At 70.3% G+C, this 16,810-nt stretch carries 19 protein-coding genes; 11 read left to right on the forward strand and 8 right to left on the reverse strand.

Annotated elements, in window-relative coordinates; translation table 11 throughout:
- Window positions 1-15 precede the first annotated feature (15 nt).
- Window positions 16-654: an HD domain-containing protein gene (locus tag FFS25_RS03475; RefSeq protein ID WP_024290963.1), complete on the reverse strand. Its 639-nt coding sequence runs from the start codon at window positions 652-654 to the stop codon at window positions 16-18.
- A gap of 102 nt (window positions 655-756) precedes the next feature.
- Here FFS25_RS03475 and FFS25_RS03480 point away from each other — a divergent pair, with 102 nt between their 5' ends.
- On the forward strand, window positions 757-1,728 hold the full coding sequence (locus FFS25_RS03480) for a GlxA family transcriptional regulator (RefSeq protein ID WP_137801923.1): 972 nt from the start codon (window positions 757-759) through the stop codon (window positions 1,726-1,728).
- Between the two features lie 43 nt (window positions 1,729-1,771).
- Here FFS25_RS03480 and FFS25_RS03485 read toward each other — a convergent pair whose 3' ends face one another.
- The gene (locus FFS25_RS03485) at window positions 1,772-2,155 is read right to left on the reverse strand and encodes a hypothetical protein (protein WP_137801924.1); all 384 of its coding nucleotides are present in this window, start codon (window positions 2,153-2,155) and stop codon (window positions 1,772-1,774) included.
- 115 nt (window positions 2,156-2,270) lie between these two features.
- Window positions 2,271-2,726, reverse strand: coding sequence for a hypothetical protein (locus tag FFS25_RS03490; RefSeq protein WP_137801925.1), 456 nt, complete (start codon window positions 2,724-2,726; stop codon window positions 2,271-2,273).
- A 190-nt stretch (window positions 2,727-2,916) separates the two neighbouring features.
- On the opposite strand from FFS25_RS03490, the gene FFS25_RS03495 reads away from it, so the two are divergent.
- On the forward strand, window positions 2,917-3,498 hold the full coding sequence (locus FFS25_RS03495) for a mismatch-specific DNA-glycosylase (RefSeq protein WP_137801926.1): 582 nt from the start codon (window positions 2,917-2,919) through the stop codon (window positions 3,496-3,498).
- 46 nt (window positions 3,499-3,544) lie between these two features.
- Here FFS25_RS03495 and FFS25_RS03500 read toward each other — a convergent pair whose 3' ends face one another.
- On the reverse strand, window positions 3,545-4,372 hold the full coding sequence (locus FFS25_RS03500; protein WP_249933752.1) for an Nramp family divalent metal transporter: 828 nt from the start codon (window positions 4,370-4,372) through the stop codon (window positions 3,545-3,547).
- A 58-nt stretch (window positions 4,373-4,430) separates the two neighbouring features.
- Here FFS25_RS03500 and FFS25_RS03505 point away from each other — a divergent pair, with 58 nt between their 5' ends.
- Window positions 4,431-5,588 (forward strand): IS30 family transposase, encoded by a 1,158-nt coding sequence (locus tag FFS25_RS03505; protein WP_137801927.1) that lies wholly within the window; start codon window positions 4,431-4,433, stop codon window positions 5,586-5,588.
- Here the strand turns inward: FFS25_RS03505 and FFS25_RS03510 are convergent.
- Entirely contained in the window at window positions 5,550-6,092 is a 543-nt protein-coding gene (locus tag FFS25_RS03510) for an Nramp family divalent metal transporter (RefSeq protein ID WP_249933753.1), read from the reverse strand. The genes FFS25_RS03505 and FFS25_RS03510 overlap by 39 nt on opposite strands.
- 100 nt (window positions 6,093-6,192) lie before the next feature.
- Between FFS25_RS03510 and FFS25_RS03515 the strand changes: the two genes are divergently transcribed.
- Window positions 6,193-6,990 (forward strand): alpha/beta fold hydrolase, encoded by a 798-nt coding sequence (locus FFS25_RS03515; RefSeq protein ID WP_137801928.1) that lies wholly within the window; start codon window positions 6,193-6,195, stop codon window positions 6,988-6,990.
- A gap of 35 nt (window positions 6,991-7,025) precedes the next feature.
- Window positions 7,026-7,556 (forward strand): O-acetyl-ADP-ribose deacetylase, encoded by a 531-nt coding sequence (locus tag FFS25_RS03520; protein ID WP_137801929.1) that lies wholly within the window; start codon window positions 7,026-7,028, stop codon window positions 7,554-7,556.
- Between the two features lies 1 nt (window position 7,557).
- Here the strand turns inward: FFS25_RS03520 and brnQ are convergent, their stop codons facing one another.
- Window positions 7,558-8,994, reverse strand: coding sequence for a branched-chain amino acid transport system II carrier protein (gene brnQ / locus FFS25_RS03525; RefSeq protein ID WP_137801930.1), 1,437 nt, complete (start codon window positions 8,992-8,994; stop codon window positions 7,558-7,560).
- A gap of 139 nt (window positions 8,995-9,133) precedes the next feature.
- Between brnQ and FFS25_RS03530 the strand changes: the two genes are divergently transcribed.
- Window positions 9,134-9,988, forward strand: a complete 855-nt coding sequence (locus tag FFS25_RS03530; protein WP_137801931.1) for an arylamine N-acetyltransferase family protein — start codon at window positions 9,134-9,136, stop codon at window positions 9,986-9,988.
- A gap of 4 nt (window positions 9,989-9,992) precedes the next feature.
- Here the strand turns inward: FFS25_RS03530 and FFS25_RS03535 are convergent, their stop codons facing one another.
- Complete coding sequence (locus FFS25_RS03535) at window positions 9,993-10,592, reverse strand: hypothetical protein (protein WP_137801932.1); 600 nt, start codon at window positions 10,590-10,592, stop codon at window positions 9,993-9,995.
- Between the two features lie 60 nt (window positions 10,593-10,652).
- On the opposite strand from FFS25_RS03535, the gene FFS25_RS03540 reads away from it, so the two are divergent.
- Window positions 10,653-11,234 (forward strand): PH domain-containing protein, encoded by a 582-nt coding sequence (locus FFS25_RS03540; RefSeq protein WP_137801933.1) that lies wholly within the window; start codon window positions 10,653-10,655, stop codon window positions 11,232-11,234.
- Here FFS25_RS03540 and FFS25_RS03545 read toward each other — a convergent pair.
- Window positions 11,209-11,430, reverse strand: a complete 222-nt coding sequence (locus tag FFS25_RS03545) for an arginase family protein (protein ID WP_053447035.1) — start codon at window positions 11,428-11,430, stop codon at window positions 11,209-11,211. The two genes, FFS25_RS03540 and FFS25_RS03545, sit on opposite strands and share 26 nt — an antisense overlap.
- 110 nt (window positions 11,431-11,540) lie before the next feature.
- Between FFS25_RS03545 and FFS25_RS03550 the strand changes: the two genes are divergently transcribed.
- The 4 genes from FFS25_RS03550 to FFS25_RS03565 all read left to right on the forward strand — a co-directional run bounded on the left by FFS25_RS03550 (window position 11,541) and on the right by FFS25_RS03565 (window position 16,787).
- Window positions 11,541-13,775 (forward strand): multicopper oxidase family protein, encoded by a 2,235-nt coding sequence (locus FFS25_RS03550; protein ID WP_137801934.1) that lies wholly within the window; start codon window positions 11,541-11,543, stop codon window positions 13,773-13,775.
- Window positions 13,776-13,842: 67 nt separating this feature from the next.
- Window positions 13,843-14,547: a class I SAM-dependent methyltransferase gene (locus FFS25_RS03555; RefSeq protein WP_249933754.1), complete on the forward strand. Its 705-nt coding sequence runs from the start codon at window positions 13,843-13,845 to the stop codon at window positions 14,545-14,547.
- 31 nt (window positions 14,548-14,578) lie between these two features.
- Window positions 14,579-15,490 carry a TetR/AcrR family transcriptional regulator gene (locus FFS25_RS13925; protein WP_137801935.1) on the forward strand — a complete coding sequence of 304 codons (912 nt, stop codon included), beginning with the start codon at window positions 14,579-14,581 and terminating at the stop codon, window positions 15,488-15,490.
- Window positions 15,491-15,542: 52 nt separating this feature from the next.
- Window positions 15,543-16,787 carry an acyl-CoA dehydrogenase family protein gene (locus FFS25_RS03565; RefSeq protein ID WP_137801936.1) on the forward strand — a complete coding sequence of 415 codons (1,245 nt, stop codon included), beginning with the start codon at window positions 15,543-15,545 and terminating at the stop codon, window positions 16,785-16,787.
- The last annotated feature ends 23 nt before the right edge of the window (window positions 16,788-16,810 follow it).

Raw genomic sequence — 16,810 nt, forward strand, 5'->3', positions numbered from 1 at the left:
GCACGGGGTGCGAGATCACTCGGGCCAGTCGGAGCCGCGGATCTCGTCGACGAAGTTGCCGCGCTCGAAGCCCGGCATCTGATCGGCCAGGACATCGGCCTTCACGTTGCCGAACGTGGTCTGCGGGCGGTGGAACAAGCCCTGCGCGAAGGACTCGATGATGCCCTCCTTGAAGCGCGGGCGGGGGTGCACGGAGGTGATCTCCTCGCGCTGGGCGTCGGTGAGCTCGTGGTAGTCCACGCCCATCACGTCGAGCTCCACGCCGCGGGTCACGAGCTCGACGAGCGGGGACATGTGCAGCGGGACCATGGGGGTCGTGTGCAGCGCGATCGAGGCCCAGGCCTCCTCGGCGTCGTGCTGGCTGTAGCCGTGGCCGGTGAGGAAGTCCCGCACGACGTTCGCGGCGTCGATCTCGAAGCGCAGGTCGTCGGAGCGGTACTTCTCGGTCAGCCCGAGATCGTGGAACATCGCGGAGATGTAGAGCAGCTCGTCGTCGAATCCGCGGCCCAGGGCGTGCCCGCGCAGGGAGCCGAAGACGAACACGCGACGGCTGTGGTGATACAGCAGATCGGACTCGACGTCGCGGACCAGCTCAGTGGCCTCCCGGGCGACGGCGCTGTCGGGAATGGTGATGCCGGCGATGATCTCGGGCATGGGATCCATCCTTTCGGTGCGGTGAAGATGCTGATATCCATCCTGGTCCGCCGCATAGGATCGGGCCATGTTCCATCAGCCTGTATCCCCTCGGAATCGGACATGACCGCCGGCGGTGCGGCTCCGATGCGCCGCGTGGACATCGTGGTGTTCGACGGCATGACCCTGCTGGATGCCACAGGTCCGCTGGAGGTCCTGCGCGTCGCCGATCCGTCCGGGGAGCTGTACTGCACGCGTCTGGTCTCCGCCGCCGGCGGCCGGGTGCGCTCGTCGGCGGGGCTCGAGGTCATCACGGATTCGCCCAGCGCAGAAGGCGCTGCGGACACGGTGATCGTCGTCGGCGGGGACCGGCTGGTCGCCGAGCCGATCGAGGACGAGCTGCTGCAGCTGGCGGGGGACCTGTCTCAGAGCGCCCGCCGGGTGGCGTCGGTCTGCACGGGAGCGTTCGTGCTGGCCCGGCTCGGACTGCTCGACGGACGCCGCGTGACCACTCATTGGCGCCATGCGCAGGCGTTGGCGGACCGGTTCCCCCTGCTCGACGTCCAGCCCGACGTCATCCACGTGCGTGATGGACGCATCGCGACCTCGGCGGGCATCTCCGCGGGACTGGACCTCACCCTGGCTCTGGTCGAGGAGGATCTGGGGGCGGCTGCGGCGCGTGAGGCCGCCCGCGAGCTCGTGGTGTTCATGCAGCGCCCGGGCGGACAGGCGCAGTTCTCCTCCGCCCTGCGACAGGCGACCGTGGGCGATGCGGGGCTCCAGACGGTGATGGGCGAGGTGCTCGAGCATCCGGAGCGCAGTCACTCCGTGGCGTCCATGGCCGAGCGCCTGGGGGTGAGCTCTCGGCAGCTGCACCGGCTGGTCAGGGCGCAGACAGGCTTGTCGCCCATGCAGTGGCTCGAGGCCGCGCGGGTCGACGCCGCCCGCGAGATCATCCACAGCGACATGCCGCTGACGTCAGTGGCCAGGCGAGCTGGATTTGGGTCGGACGAGACGATGCGCCGCGCCTTCCTGCGGCAGCTCGGGGTGACGCCGAGCGGCTTCCGCGAGCGCTTCACCAGCACGGGCCCCTAGGCATGGGATGGGCAGGGGCGGCTGGTCCCCGGCGCCGCCTGCTTCAGCCGGTCGGCAGGCCCAGCGCTCGCAGCGTCTCCAGGACGTTCTCGCGGTCGCCGACGACGAACCTGCGGGTGGCGCCGTCCTGCAGCTCGATCTCCAGGCCCTTGAGCGCCTGCTGGGAGAAGGTGCGCACGACGCGGATCGTCTCAGCGGGAGCCCACCACTGCCCGCCGGGAAGGTTCATGGAGTGCGGTTCGAAGCTCACGCCGTTCGGCCAGATCAGCAGGTGGCCTCCGTCGGCCAGGTACCCGAATCCGCCGGTGATCAGCTGGACCGGGTTCCAGGCCAGCACCTTGCCGAGGCCATCGGTCTCATCGGCAGGGCGCAGGTGGTTGGCACTGAGCCTCAGCAGCGGCTGCGGCGGATTCGGAGGAGCAGTCATGGACAGCAGGGTAGGGGAGGGCTCGGCCGGATGCGGGGCCCAGGGCCGGAGACGACGAGACCCGCACCGCCCTGAGGGGGCGGCGCGGGTCTCGTGCGCTGAGGGCGTCAGCGAATCACTGCACCGGGACGACGGGCGCGTCCTCCTCGCCGGGCAGCGGGGCCGTGGCGGTGAAGCCGGGCAGCTGGACGGAGTCGGTGACCTCCTGGCCGTCCTCCACGTAGTTCGCACCCACGAAGTACGAGCCCGGAGACATGTACAGCGGCACCTCGGCCTGGCCGTTCTCATCCAGCGGCACCAGCGGACCCGTGGGCACCCCGTGGAAGGTGATCTGCACGTAGTCCTGCACGGTCGGATCGGCCTGCGGGAAGGTCACGACCGCAGCCAGATCCTGGCGGTAGTCGCCGTTGGTGGTCGGCTGGCCGTCAGCGGTGATGACGCCGGTGCCGGTCTGCTCGGCGGCGGGGGCGGACTCCTGGGCCGGGGCGGCGTTGGCTGCCGCGGCCGAGCCGGCCACTGCCGCAGCGGCCAGCATGGGGACTGCCAGGATTCGTCGGATGCTGTTGCGCATGATTCACACCTCCGTGCGATCAGGCGGCCCCTCCTCTTCTTCATTCCTCGGGACCGCCGGGAAGTGCCCACCCTAAGGAGACGAACCTGAATGTTCGGGCCCTCAGCCTGGGAATCCGATCACCTTCCGATAACAATCAGGTGCTTGCAGGTGCATAATTTGCGGTCTTCATGACGCATAGCCTGGGCTCATGGGATTCACGCGAGAGCAGCTGAAGCAGCAGTACGGGCGCGAGGTCCCGGACCTGCTGCCGGATCCGCTGCGGCTGCTGTTCGTGGGCATCAATCCGAGCCTGCGCTCCGCGGCCACCGGCGCGCACTTCAGCGGCCCGGGCAATCGCTTCTATCCGGCGCTGCATCGCGCGGGGATCACCCGGCACCTCATCGACGCGTCCGGCGGATTCAGCGACGACGACCTGGCGGAGCTGACCTCGCGCGGGATCGGCATCACGAACCTCTGGCCGCTGGCTACGGCTCGCGCCGATGAGCTGACCCGCGAGCAGCTGCGCACAGGGCAGGACCGGTTGGCCGCGGCCGTCGCAGGGCACCGCCCGGCCGTAGTGGCCGTCGTCGGGATCACCGCCTACCGTGTCGCCTTCGGGCATCCCAAGGCGGACACAGGTGAGCAGGACAGCCCCTGGGGAGGGACGCGGCTGTTCGTCGCGCCCAATCCGAGCGGGCTGAACGCCCATTCGTCGTTGGAGGATTTGGCGAGGGCCTACGGCGAGATCGCCAGGGCTGCGGGGATCGAACTCGAGCCTGCGGCCGACTGACGGTATGGGTGCTGTCCGGCGCTCGTCGCCGGGCCGAGCGGGGCGCTCAGGCCAGCAGACCGCCGACGGACTCCACGACCTGCATGGCGGCCAGGAAGCCGAAGAGCAGGAAGCACACCGAGAGCAGGACGTTGGCCGGTGCGCGATTGCGCAGCGTCTCGTGGATCCCACGGCGGTTGAGCAGCACCAGAAGGGCGATGGCCAGCACCGGCAGGATGAAGGCGCTGATCGCCGCGTAGATGAGCACGAGCGTCACCGGCCGGCCGGTGCCCATGATGGCCAGGGCGCAGATCGTCAGGTAGATCAGGGCGATGCGGAACTCGGGCGCCTTGGAGGACATGTCCAGACCCGGGGCGTCCTGATGGGGGTAGCGGCGCAGCACGCGCAGGCAGTCGGCGGTCACGTAGGCAATGCCCGAGAAGCCGCCGAGCACGCTCGTGTAGGCCACCGCCAGGAAGCTGAGCAGGAAGACGAGACGCACGAAGCCGCCAAGGGAGGCCCCGAGTGAGTCCGCCATGGCGAACATGGCGCCGTTGTCCGAGATGGTGAAGCCCTGGCCGTAGAGCAGGAACGCCCCGACCATCGTCATGGCCACCGCGAACACGAAGACCACGCCGTAGCTGATGAGCAGATCCGTGCGGATCGTGGCCTTCCACTGCACACCGCGCCAGGCCTTCTCCCGGATCCAGAACGAGTAGGCAAGGATCCCGGTGGCTCCGCACACGCCGCCGATCAGCGACAGGACGGTGATCAGGGACCCGCCGGGCATGACGGGCACGAGGGTCTGCGTGGCGATCTCCTGAGCCTCCTGACCCTGGGCCGTGGTGATCGCCAGAGCGACGATGCCGAAGAACATCAGGATGGGCGGATTCAAGCGGTCAGTGCAACGAGTCCTGTGAGATGGGACAGTCACTGATCACAGGAGGATCCGGATGCAGGGCAGGCACGGTCATCTCAGCCGGGAGCAGAAGCAGCTCGCGCTCAGGTTGCACGCGAGGGGCTGGCGGCTGGTCGATATCGCCAAGGAGATCGGCTGCAGCGCGCCGATGGTCGGGGTCATGGCCCGGAGCGGCAGGCACCTCGATGCCAAACCGCTCGGCTGGAAACCACGTCAGGGCTGCCTGACGATCGATGAGCGCGAGCAGATCCTTCTGGGGATCAATCGTGGCGACACATTCACCGCGATCGCCGGGCAGCTGGGGCGAACGGTGTCCACCATCAGCCGTGAGGTCAAGCGCGGCGGAGGCCGCTGCGAATACTCGGCTTGGCGCGCACATGAACGTGCCCGCCAGCAGACTCGTCGGCCGAAGCCGTTCAAGCTCAGGCCCGGCCGACTGCTCGAGGAGGTCGCCAGTCGGCTGGAGCAGTTGTGGTCGCCCGACGAGATCGCGGTGCGCCTACGGTTGGATCATGCCGATGATCCGCAGATGCGTGTGAGCCACGAGACGATCTACCAGTCGCTGTTCGTGCAGGGCCGAGGCGAACTGCGCCGTGAGCTGGCGCGGTGCCTGCGGTCCGGAAGAGCGGCCCGCAAGCCCCGCGGAACCACGGACGGTCGCGGCCGCATCCCCGGCATGATCATGCTCAGCGAGCGCCCCGCAGAAGCCGACGACCGCGCCGTGCCAGGCCACTGGGAAGGAGATCTCATCCTCGGCGAGGGCAGCCGCAGCGCTGTCGGGACGCTCGTTGAGCGCTCGACACGGATGACATTGCTGCTGCACCTGCCCGATGGCAAGAGCGCCGAGCAGGTCGAGGCCGCGATGCGCGCCGCAATCAGCAAGCTGCCGTCCTCGTTGGCCCGAACGATCACCTGGGACCAGGGCGCGGAGATGGCCAAGCATGCCGCGTTCACCATCGCCACAGGAATCCCGATCTACTTCTGCGATCCCCACTCGCCCTGGCAGCGGGGGAGCAACGAGAACACCAACGGCCTGCTGCGCCAGTACCTGCCCAAAGGCACCGACCTGAGCGTCGTCAGCCGCGAGGAGTTGGACGCGATCCAGGACAGCCTCAACGGACGCCCCCGCAAGACGCTGGGCTATCTGACACCATCAGAGAAGCTCGCAGAGTTCCTTGCGCTCACCGCTTGAATCCGCCATGCCGAAGCCCATCATGACCTTCTCGACGAACCCGTAGCGCCCGACCCACAGCATGACCATGGCCGAGGCAAGCACGACGATCGCGGTGGGCCAGAACGGCAGCCCGGGGATGAGGCTCTGCAGGATCATGGCGCACACCGAAACCACGCTGGCGCCGAAGAACAGCCCCACGAGCAGCTCGGCCACGAGGAACACCACTGGGAAGAGGCGCCCGCCGGCGGTGGACATGTGCGACATCAGCGAGCGGTCGCCGCTCATCTGCACGCGGGCCACGGCCTCCGAGAGCACGAACTTGAGCAGGATGCCGACCGTGAACACCCAGATCAGGGCCAGCCCGTGCTCGGCGCCCGAGTTCAGTGTGGTGATCATGTCCGAGGCGCCAACACTCGACAGCGCCAGGACGATCCCCGGCCCGATCAGGCGCAGCCTCCCTCGGGTGGTGCGGGGAGCCTGCAGGGGCTCATGCGGTGCGGCGGCTGAGGGCGGGATGGCCATGGCGCTGTCCTGGGCATCGGCGTCGAGGGCCTTCTCACCCTAGGGGTCCGCGGCCTCGCGCGCCGTTCGGGTGTCGGCATTCGCAGCTATCGTCGGTCCTATGCCCGCACTGTCTGAAGCCGCAGAGTCCGTCACGATCTCCACCGTGGGCGATGGCCCCGTCGTCGTCGCGTTCCTGCACGGGCTGATGGGGCGCGGCAAGAACTTCACGCGCTTCGCCAAGGACCTCTCGGCCCAGTGCACGAGCCTGCTGGTGGACCTGCCGAACCACGGGACCTCGGGGTGGACGGACGAGTTCTCCTACGAGGACATGGCGGACACGGTCGCGGAGGCCCTGCGCGCCAAGGCCGGCGGGCGGAAGATCATGCTCGTGGGCCACTCCATGGGCGGCAAGGTCGCCATGCTGATCGCCCTGCGCCACCCGGAGCTGATCGAGCGGCTCATGGTCGTGGACATCTCCCCGGGCCGTTCCTGGGAGGGCGGCGGCGAGTTCCCGCACCTGCTGGGCAGCCTGCGGGAGCTGGACCTGGCGAACGTGGAGAACCGCGGCGACGCCGATGCCAAGCTGGCTGAGGCCATCCCCAAGGACTCGGTGCGCCTCTTCCTGCTGCAGAATCTGCGCTACTCGGACGGCGCCTGGGGGTGGCAGCCGAACCTCGAGCTGCTGGATCAGTCCCTGGAGGAGATCGGCGGCTTCCCCGTCACGAACCAGAGCTTCGACGGCCCCGTGCTGTGGGTGGCCGGCTCGGAGTCCGACTACGTCAGCGAGGCCCAGCTGCCGCTGATGTCCCAGCTCTTCCCGCGCGTCGAGCTGCGCACGGTCCAGGGCGCGGGCCACTGGGTGCACTCGGAGAAGCCGGAGGAGTTCGAGCAGCTGCTGCACGAGCTGATCGACTGAGCGGAACGGGAGCGCCCCCGCGTAGGCTCGACGTCATGGAGCTTCGCATTCAGCCCGGTGACATCACGACCATGGACGTGGACGCGGTGGTCAACGCGGCCAACTCGTCCCTGATGGGCGGCGGGGGAGTGGACGGCGCGATCCACCGCGCCGGCGGCCCGTCGATCCTCCAGGAGTGCAAGCAGCTGCGCGCCGATCAGCTGCCGGACGGCCTCCCCGCGGGCCAGGCCGTGGTCACGACGGCCGGGGAGATGCCCGCGCGCTGGGTCATCCACACCGTGGGGCCCACCTATGCCAAGACCATCGACAAGTCCGAGACGCTGGCCTCCTGCTATCGGGAGTCCCTGCGCGTCGCCGCCGAGATCGGCGCCCGCACCGTGGCGTTCCCCGCGATCTCCGCCGGCGTCTACGGCTGGCCCATGGACGATGCCGCCCGCATCGCCGTCGAGACGTCAGAGGCGATGCGGGCGGAGGTGGGGCAGCAGATTGACGAGGTCGTCTTCGTGCCCTTCGGAGAGTCCGCGCAGCAGGCCTTCCGCACCGCGCTCTCGAACCTGGGGGACTGACTCAGGAGGCGGCGTCGACCCGCTCCTGAGCGGCCTCCTGCGACTCGCCGCCCACCGGAACGGGGTCGGAGGCCCCGCGGGCCAGGTCCACGACGAACCCGACGACGGCCGCGACGACCGTGGGCACGACCCAGCCCATGCCCTGCGCGTGCAGAGGCGTCCAGCCGATCAGCGTCTCGATCGGGTCGGCGCCCACACCCAGATCGCTCAGCGTCATGAGCGCGGCCCACACAATGGCCACCGCCAGGGCCAGGCGGAACGTCAGGTTCAGGCGCCGGCGCGTGAGCGGCTCGATCAGGGTGAGCAGGATCAGCGTGATGCCTGCCGGGTAGAGGAAGCCGACGATCGGTCCGGCGATGGCCAGCACCGTCTCCAGCCCTGCGGTGGAGACCAGGAACGCGATGACCGTGAACAGGATCGCCCACACCCGGTAGGACAGGACCGGGACCAGCTTGTGGAAGAACTCCGAGGTGGCCCCGATCAGCCCCACGGAGGTGGTCAGGCAGGCCAGCACGACGATCAGCCCGAACACCACGGCCCCGGGTCCGCCCAGCACCTGGACGGCGGCCTCGGCCAGAAGCGAGGCGCCGTCGGGGTGGGCCTGGCCCTCGGGCATCCGCAGCCCCACGATCGCCAGGCCGATGTAGACGGCGGCCAGCAGGACGCCGGCGATCACGCCGGCCAGGCTGACTCCGCGCACGATCGCGGGGCCGTCGGAGACGCCCTTGGCCCGGAGGCTGGCCACCACGATGATCCCGAAGGCCAGACCGGCCAGCGAGTCCATGGTGTTGTAGCCCTCCAGGAAGCCCGTGACGTACGGGGCGGAGGCGTACTCCTCGGTGGGGCCGTGGCCGGGGGCGCTCAGACGCAGCACAGCCATCGTGATCAGCACCACGAGCAGGATCAGCAGCGCCGGGGTCAGGAAGCGTCCGAGTCGGTCCACGATCCCGCTGGGGTCGAAGGCCAGCAGCAGCGAGATCCCGAAGAACACGGCGCTGAACGCCATGGCGATCCACAGGGACTCCTCGCCCAGGTAGGGGGCGACGGCCGTCTCGTAGCTCACCGACCCTGTGCGCGGCAGAGCGTAGAACGCGCCGATCGACAGGTACACGAGCACGGTGAACACGACGCCGAAGACCCGTCCGCCGCGGTTGGCCAGATCCTGCAGATCGCGTCCGGTGACGGCGATGGCCAGGATGGCCAGGACCGGCAGCAGGACGCCGGTGCTCAGGAAGCCGAGCAGGGCCGGTGTCGTGCTGGAGCCCGCCTGAGCGCCGAGCATCGGCGGGAAGATCAGATTCCCGGCGCCGAAGAACATCGAGAAGAGCATCAGGGAGGCGACCAGCGCGGCGCCGGAGCGACGGCCGCTCGATGCGGTCTCTGTGCTCTCCGGCGGCGGTGCGGAGGCGTGGGAGGAAGGGGTGCTCGAAGGGGACATCCGTCCATCATTCCAGCCGGAGGGCGTCGGAGGAGCCAGCGCGGACCGGGGAGCCCCGTCTGGCCTAGGCTTCGGCTCAGCGCCGACAAGCGCCGACAAGCGCCGACGAGCGTCGGCGCGCGGCTCGCGAAGGAGCACCATGCCCCCCGACCTCACCGGATCCTCGTGGCGCACCGAGGACTTCGACATCCCCGCCTATCTGCAGCGGATCGGCATCGAACCCGGCCCCGCGAGCCTCGAGCTGCTCGAGGCCGTGCACCAAGCGCACGTGCGCACGCTGCCGTTCACGAACGTCGACATCCTGCTGGGCACCTACCCCGGTGCGGCGCCGGCGGCCGTGCAGCGGCAGCTGATCGAACGACGCCGCGGTGGCTACTGCTTCGCCCACGGGCAGCTGATGGCCGCGGCCCTCGAGCACCTGGGATTCGAGGTCACGCGCCACCTGGGCCGGGTGGGCTCCCCGGATCGGGCGCGCACGCACACCTCGCTCGAGGTCCGGCTCGACGACGGCGCCTGGTTCGCCGATCCCGGCTTCGGCTTCAGCATCCGCGGCCCCATGCCCCTTCTCGACGGCGCGGTGCGCGACGAGGGCGGCCGGCTCTTCGAGCTGAGCCTGGTGGGGGAGGGGCCGTCCACGGGCTGGGCGCTGCACCGCGACGGCGAGTTCCAGCACGTCTCCGACAGGCTGCCCGTGCGCCCGGTCGACATGCACACCGGGGACCAGATCACCTCCGGCGGCCTCGCCCCTGGCCCGTTCACCGTGATGCTGATGGCCAACCGCTGGACGGATGAGGGCCACGTCTCCATCACGGACACCACCCGGGTGGTGCGCGCCGACGGGAAGCCGACGCAGCACCAGGAGATCACTGCGCGCGAAGCCGTCGACGCCGCCGTCGAGCTCGGGATCGAGCTGGACTCCTCCGAGCGGGAGGCGCTTCATGACGTGCTGGTCGGGCTGCGGCGTCGGCGGGAGGCCGCCGAGCTCTCGAGCTGAGTTCTCAGCCGAACCGGCGGTGGGCGGCCCGCAGGGTCTCCAGCAGCTGCACTGGCCCGTCGCCGATCTGGGCGGGGATGGCTCCGCGGCCCGACTCGATCTGCGTGGCGCGCTCGGCCCAGCTCGGGCGGTGCGCCGGATCGTCCAGGGCGGCGCGCTGCTCGTCGATCCGTCGGGCCGCTGCCGGGCGCAGCGTGTAGAGAACGTGCCCGGCCGCCCCGGGCAGCGACCCGTGGGCCGGGGCGAAGGCGACGATCTCGTCCCAGCGCAGCTGGTGCAGAGTGGACCAGGTGCCTTCCGGCCTGTGCTCGAACACCAGGGACTCGTCCGTGAGGATCAGCTGGAGGCCGCAGCGGCGGATGCCCAGAGCGCGTCGCACCGCGAGGCACCCGAGGACCACGAGCACGGCACCGAGCCACAGTCCGGGCCGCAGGAAGATCTGTGCGACGGACTCCAGCCCGCGCCCGGCCAGCGCGCACAGCAGCGCCCCGACGGCCGAGACCATCAGACCGCCCAGAAGCCTCAGGGCGGTGCGGCGCGGGTTCGAGGGGATGATCAGCAGCCCGTCCTCCTCGAGGATCGCGAGCTGCTCCGTGCTGTGCATGGGGCCAGCGTAGGCAGCGCACGCATGGCAGGGTGGAATTTGCTGAGGTAAACTCGGACTATGGCATCCGCACAGAGAGACCAAGGCAGCGTCGACGGGGGCTTCGTGTTCTACTCCGCGCGCTGCCATGTCCTGTTCCGGGTGCTCGCGGCGCTGTGCATCGGCATGCTCCTCGTGCTGGCGGGCATCGTGCCGACCATCGTGCTGGCCAACGGGAGCTGGCGAACGGGCATCGTCCTGGTCGCTGTGATGGTGCTGCCGACAGCGGGGCTGTGCATGCTGCTGTGGATGTCGCAGCTGTGGCGCTTCACCGTCACCTCGCGTGGCCTGGTCGTGCGCAGGATGGGGCGCACTCGCCAGATTCCCTGGCCGGCGGTGGATCATCTCGAGGTCGACAGGAGCTTCTACTGGTCAGGCGCCGTGGTAGTGGTCCTGCGCGACGGTCGACGGCTGCGCTCGAACGGCACTTCCACGCGAATGACCATGCACCGCGGGGAGCCGATCGTGATCGACTTCCACGGCTGGCATGCCCCAGCCCGTCCGTTCCACGTGGCCGCGGAGATCCACCAGCGGTACCTGGCTGGTGAGTTCGACCGCGAGCTCGCCGCCAGCGGTCTCACCGGGTCCGCGCTGCCTCGCTGAGGATCGTGTGGATCAGCCGCGCGGCGGTGCGCGCCGTGCGGGAGTCCACGTCGAAGGCAGGATTCAGCTCGACCACGTCCGCGTGGCGCAGCTTGCCGGATGCCGCTGCCGCCTGGCAAGCCGCCAGGATCACATGCGCGGGCACGCCGAGCCCGGCCGGGGCACTGACTCCGGGAGCCACCGAGGCCGGGAGCACCCTCCGAAGGTTCCGATCGCACAACATTGCAGTCGATAATATTGTGCGATCATGAATCACGGAGAAGGGTGAGAAGCGCACGCCGCTCACCTCGCCGAAGGGACACTGCCATGTCCGATCGATCCGCCTCTGCCGACCGCCCCGCCGCCGACTCCTCCGCACCAGCTCCTGATCCTGCCGCGACTCTGCCCGAGCCGGGCACCCTCGAGTACGCGTTCCTGGCCGCCACCGGCTCGGCTCCGCCCCTGAGGGACGTGGAGCCGGGTCCGCAGGCGCCTGCTCCGGAGGCTGCTCCTGAGACAGCTCCCCCGGAGGCCGTCCGCCCCGAGACCGCCCGGCCGGCGCCGTCCCGGGCCGGCGGCCCCGTGCCGTCGAACCTGATCCTGAAGAAGTTCGTCGACCGGCTCCCGATCCCGCCGGTGCTGCGGGCCTCGCGGCGTCCGTCGGGACGCGGTCTGGAGATCCGCGCGGACGTGGTGCGGACCAGGCTGCATGCCGAGCTGCCGGAGACCGAGATCTGGGGATGGGAGGGCTCCTGCCCGGGGCCCACGATCGAGGTCGAGCGCGACCAGGCCCTCGAGATCGACTGGGTCAACAGCCTGGGCGACCGCAAGGGCGCCCCGGCTGCGCTGCCCTACGACGTCGTGCGCGTCCCGCAGCGGTCGGAACCTGGGCTCCCGTTCAACGGCGACCTCACCGAAGCCGTGAGCCCCGGCGGCTGGTCGGCATCGCGCGGCAGCGGACCGAGGGCCTTTCCTGCCCTGCCCGGCACCGAGCAGCTGCGCGGCTGGATCTCCGTCCATGTCCACGGCGCGCTGACCAACGGCCACGACGACGGCTGGGCGCACAACGTCCTGGCCCTGGGCGATACCGCCCGCACCCGCTATCCGAACCGGCAGAGCGCCCGGACCATGTGGTACCACGACCATGCCATGGCCGTGACTCGCTTCAACGTGTACGCGGGACTGGCCGGGTTCTGGCTGATCCGCGACAGGAACGAGCGCTCCCTGGGGCTTCCCGACGGGGAGCGCGAGATCCCGCTGATGATCGGGGACCGCAATCTCGAGACGTCTCCTGCGGGCCGTGGGCCAGGGGGCCTCACCGGACGGATGCTCTACAAGCAGGCGGGATTCACCTTCACGCCCGGCGGGCAGCCCGGGGAGGTCCCGATCGTCGGGCCGTACAGCCTGGTCAACGGGAGGATCTGGCCCTTCGTCGACGTCGAGCCGCGCTGGCATCGGCTGCGGCTGCTCAATGCCTCGAACTCCCGGGTCCTGCGGCTCGCACTGCACGACCCGCGCCGCGATCCGGCAAGGACGGAAGGCTCCCGGGATGCCCAGTGGGCCTCGGGCGATGCGCAGGTGCGGGCGGCGCGCAAGGCCGCCTCGCGGCTGAGCGGGCGCCTGGTCGTGATCGGTGCGGATGCCGGACTGCTGCCGGCCCCTCACCGGCCTTTCGGCGACACGGTCGTGCTCGGGCCCGGCGAGCGGCTGGACGTGCTCGTGGACCTGCGCGGGCTCGACGAGACGCCCGTCGAGCTGCGCAACGAGGACGGCGTGCTGCACGCCGTGCCTGGCGACGCTGAGGCGTCGATCCTGCAGCTGCGCGTGGGCCGCGCCCGCGGGCGCGGCCGCGAGACGTGGGAGCCGCCGGCGGTGCTCGACCGCTCGTTCCGAAGGTATGAGCACCTGGAGGGAGGGCGTCTGCGAGCCGGCCACGAGATCGTGGAGCACCACGAGCACCTCTGGGTCGGGGTCATCCCGCCAGGACCGGCCGGCGGGGTGCACCCGGAGATGTGGGAGCTGGCGGAGATCCCGGCGGGCGAGACTCTGCCGGAGCGCGAGCTCATCCAGGTCGTGGAGCACGGCGGAGCGGTCCGCTCGCTGCGCCCGGTGGCCAAGCTCTTCGACGACGCCACGACGATCCGGCTGAACCGCGGGGGCTGGGCCGTGTGGCACTTCCTGCACCTGGGCGGACCGGCGCATCCGATGCACATCCACATGGCCGACTTCCAGGCCATCGGCCGCCGCCGGATCGACCCGGTCTCGTGGGATCCGGTGCGGGCCCGCACCACGGCCCCGCTGGTGGGAAGGCCCGTGCCGCCGGAGGAGTTCGACGACCTGGTGCGCGCGCCCAAGGACACGTGGACCATGAACGCCGGCGAGTGGCTCAGCGTGGCCGGGCACTTCGAGGGGGCCTCTGGCAGCTTCATGTACCACTGCCACATCCTGGATCACGAGGATCACACGATGATGCGCCCCTTCACGGTCCTGCCGCGGGACATCATGACCTTCCACGCCGGTCACGGATCGTCCGGGCACGACGGCGGGCACCACCCGCACTGAGCGCGGCGACGGGTGCGGGCGGTCCCGGCGGTCCGGCCCGCACCCGTCGCGGTTCATAATCGTGGTCATGAGCGATTCGATGAGCACCCCGCAGCCGCACAGCCACTCCCGCGACCATGACCACGGCGGGGGAGAGGACCTCGAGCTGCTGCGCCGCGGGAACACCGCCGAGGCATGGGATGCGATCTACTCGCCCGCCGAGCGTCGCTGGAGCGGCCAGCCGAACCAGGCGCTCGTGGCCGAGGTCGCAGGCCTCGAGCCCGGCACCGCGCTCGACGTCGGCTGCGGAGAGGGCGCCGACACCGTCTGGCTCGCCCAGCAGGGGTGGCAGGTCACCGGCCTGGACATCTCCGGGGTGGCCCTCGAGCACGCCCGCGCCGCGGCGGAGGCCGCCGGTGTGCAGGCCGAGTGGATCCACTCCGGGCTCGACGACGTCGAGCTGCCCGAGGATGGCTTCGACCTCGTCTCGGTGTTCTACCCGGCCCTGCCGTCGCAGCCTGAGGGCGTGAACCTCATCGCGCTGCTCGGCGCAGTCGCCCCGGGAGGCACGCTGCTGTTCGTCGGCCACGCGGACATCGACCCGGAGGAGGCCCGGTCCCGCGGCTTCGATCCGGAGGACTACCTCTCGATCGACGACTTGGAGGCTGCGCTGCAGCGCTCCTCGCGCTGGGAGATCGCCATCCGCGAGCGTCGTCCCCGCCATGTGGAGGGCGGCGTCGGCGGCGGTCACACGCACGACGAGATCCTGAAGGCGGTGCGCTCGGCGGACTGATCCTCGGCGGGGCTGGTAGCGTCCCGAAGCCATGGACCCCGCGCAGCAGCAGCCCGTGAGCGAGACCTCTGCGGCAGGAGGGTGCTCGCGCCCAGTCGCCCCGTCGTCGAAGCCCTCAGCCGATCCAGTACGCGCTGCGGATCCCGCCGAGGACGACCTGCGCACCCAGTCGGTGCGCTGGGCCGTCGAGCTGTTCGAGCGCGAAGGGTTCGAAGCCACGAGCGTGGCGGACATCGCCGCCGCGGCGGGCATCTCCCGAGCCACCTTCTTCCGTCAGGTGGGCGGCAAGGAGGACGCGGTCTTCGCCGATCACGCCCCGCTGCTCGAGCGCATCGAGGCTTGGATGCTCCAGCGGCTCGCGGAGGACGGGGCGGATGCGCACGTGATCGTGTGCGAGGCTTCCCTGCAGGTCCTGTCCCACCTGGCTCGAGACCTTCCGGCGGCCCGGCGACGCTACGGCGTGGTCCGCTCCGTGGCGGCTCTGCGCGAGCGCGAGATCGTCACCGAGCGGCGCTACGAGCGGCTGTTCGTCCAGACCCTGCGCGCCCACCTGCCGCAGGCGGATTCCCTGGGCACCGTGGTCTTCGCCGCCGCCGTGACCGCGGCGCACAATCACGCGCTGCGCTCTCTGCTGCGCGATGAGCATGCCCAGCAGCCGCAAGCCGTCGACGCGGCCGTCGAGTCGCTGCGCGCAGCCCTCAAGGATCTGCGCGCCCGGCTGGCGACCGGCTCGGCGGGGCTCGGCGGCGAAACCGGCGAAGACGGCGATGGCCACGGCGACCCGGGCGCGCACGGCGGTCCAGGCATGCTCGATGGAGGCAGTCGGGCGGACAGCTCTGCGGCGGATGCGGTGACGGTCGTGGTGGCCACGGCGCCGTCGTCGTCGGGCTCCGGGGTCGATGTCGACGCTGTCGTCGAGAAGGTGCGCAGAGCTCTGAGCTGAGGTGATACTGCGTCTCATTCCATTTGAGACGCAGTATCGCTAGAGTGGGGCCATGACTGAGACCCCGCTTCCGGGCGCCACCGAGCCCGAGTACTCGGTGACCGACGCCCTGGATATCGACTACTACAGCCTCTTCACGCAGATCCCGGAGGCCGACCGCGAGCTCTGGGAACGGGCTCGGGAGGTGGGCACCGGGCTGCAGGAGCGCATGGCCGCGGCGTGGGACGCCCACGAGTACCCGCTCGAGGCTGTTGCCGCGCTGGGGGCCGCCGACCTGTTCGTCGACGGGCTCGAGCACCCCCTGCTGAGCGAGATGTCCCCGCTGGGGGCCGGGCTCGTGAACATGGAGCTCTCCCGCATCGACGGCTCGCTCGGCACCATCGTGGCGGTGCAGGGCGGTCTGGCCCTGCGCAGCCTGATCCTGCACGGCAGCCCCGAGCAGCAGCAGCGCTGGGCGAAGCCGCTGGCTTCAGGCGAGGTCTTCGGCGCCTTCGCACTCACCGAACCGGATCACGGCTCGGACTCCGCGCAGCTGGAGACCGTCGCCGAGCGCACGGCCGAGGGATGGACGCTGCGCGGGGCCAAGAAGTGGATCGGCAACGGGGCCGCCGGCGGGATCAGCTTCGTGTGGGCGCGCGTAGTCGACGATTCCGTGCCCGAGGGCGTGCCCGGGGCCACCGGCTCGGTGCGCTGCTTCCTGATCCCGCAGGAGACGCTCGGCTACCGCGCCGAGGTCATCAAGGGCAAGGGCGCTCTGCGCGCGATCGACCAGGCGCTGATCCGCCTGGAGGATGTGAAGGTCCCCGCAGATGCCGTGCTGCCCGGCTCCACGAGCTTCCGCGACGCCTCGCGCGTGCTCTACGCGACCCGCTCCGGGGTGGCCTGGTCCGCGCTGGGCCACGCGACCGGCTGCTTCGAGTCCGCGCTGTCCTACGCCAAGCAGCGACGCCAGTTCGGCAAGCCCCTGGCTGAGCACCAGCTCGTGCAGGAGCGGCTGACCCGCATGCTGTCCATGCTCACGGCCATGCAGCTGTACTGCACGCAGCTGGCCGCCTCCGAGGCCGGAGGGCATCTGCGGCCCACCCAGGCCTCGCTGGCGAAATACCACAACACCCGCACGGCCCGCGCGATCGCCGCCGAGGCCCGCGACCTCATGGGCGGCAACGGCATCCTGATCGACAACGGGGTCATGCGCCACCTGGCGGACATCGAGGCGATCCACACCTACGAGGGCACCGAGTCGGTGCAGGCGCTGCTGATCGGCCGAGACCTGACGGGCTTCAGCGCGTTCGCCTGAGCGCAGGCGTCGTCGTCGGGTCC

The sequence above is a fragment of the Kocuria sp. 2SI genome (assembly GCF_005502825.1).
Taxonomy (GTDB): domain Bacteria; phylum Actinomycetota; class Actinomycetes; order Actinomycetales; family Micrococcaceae; genus Kocuria; species Kocuria palustris.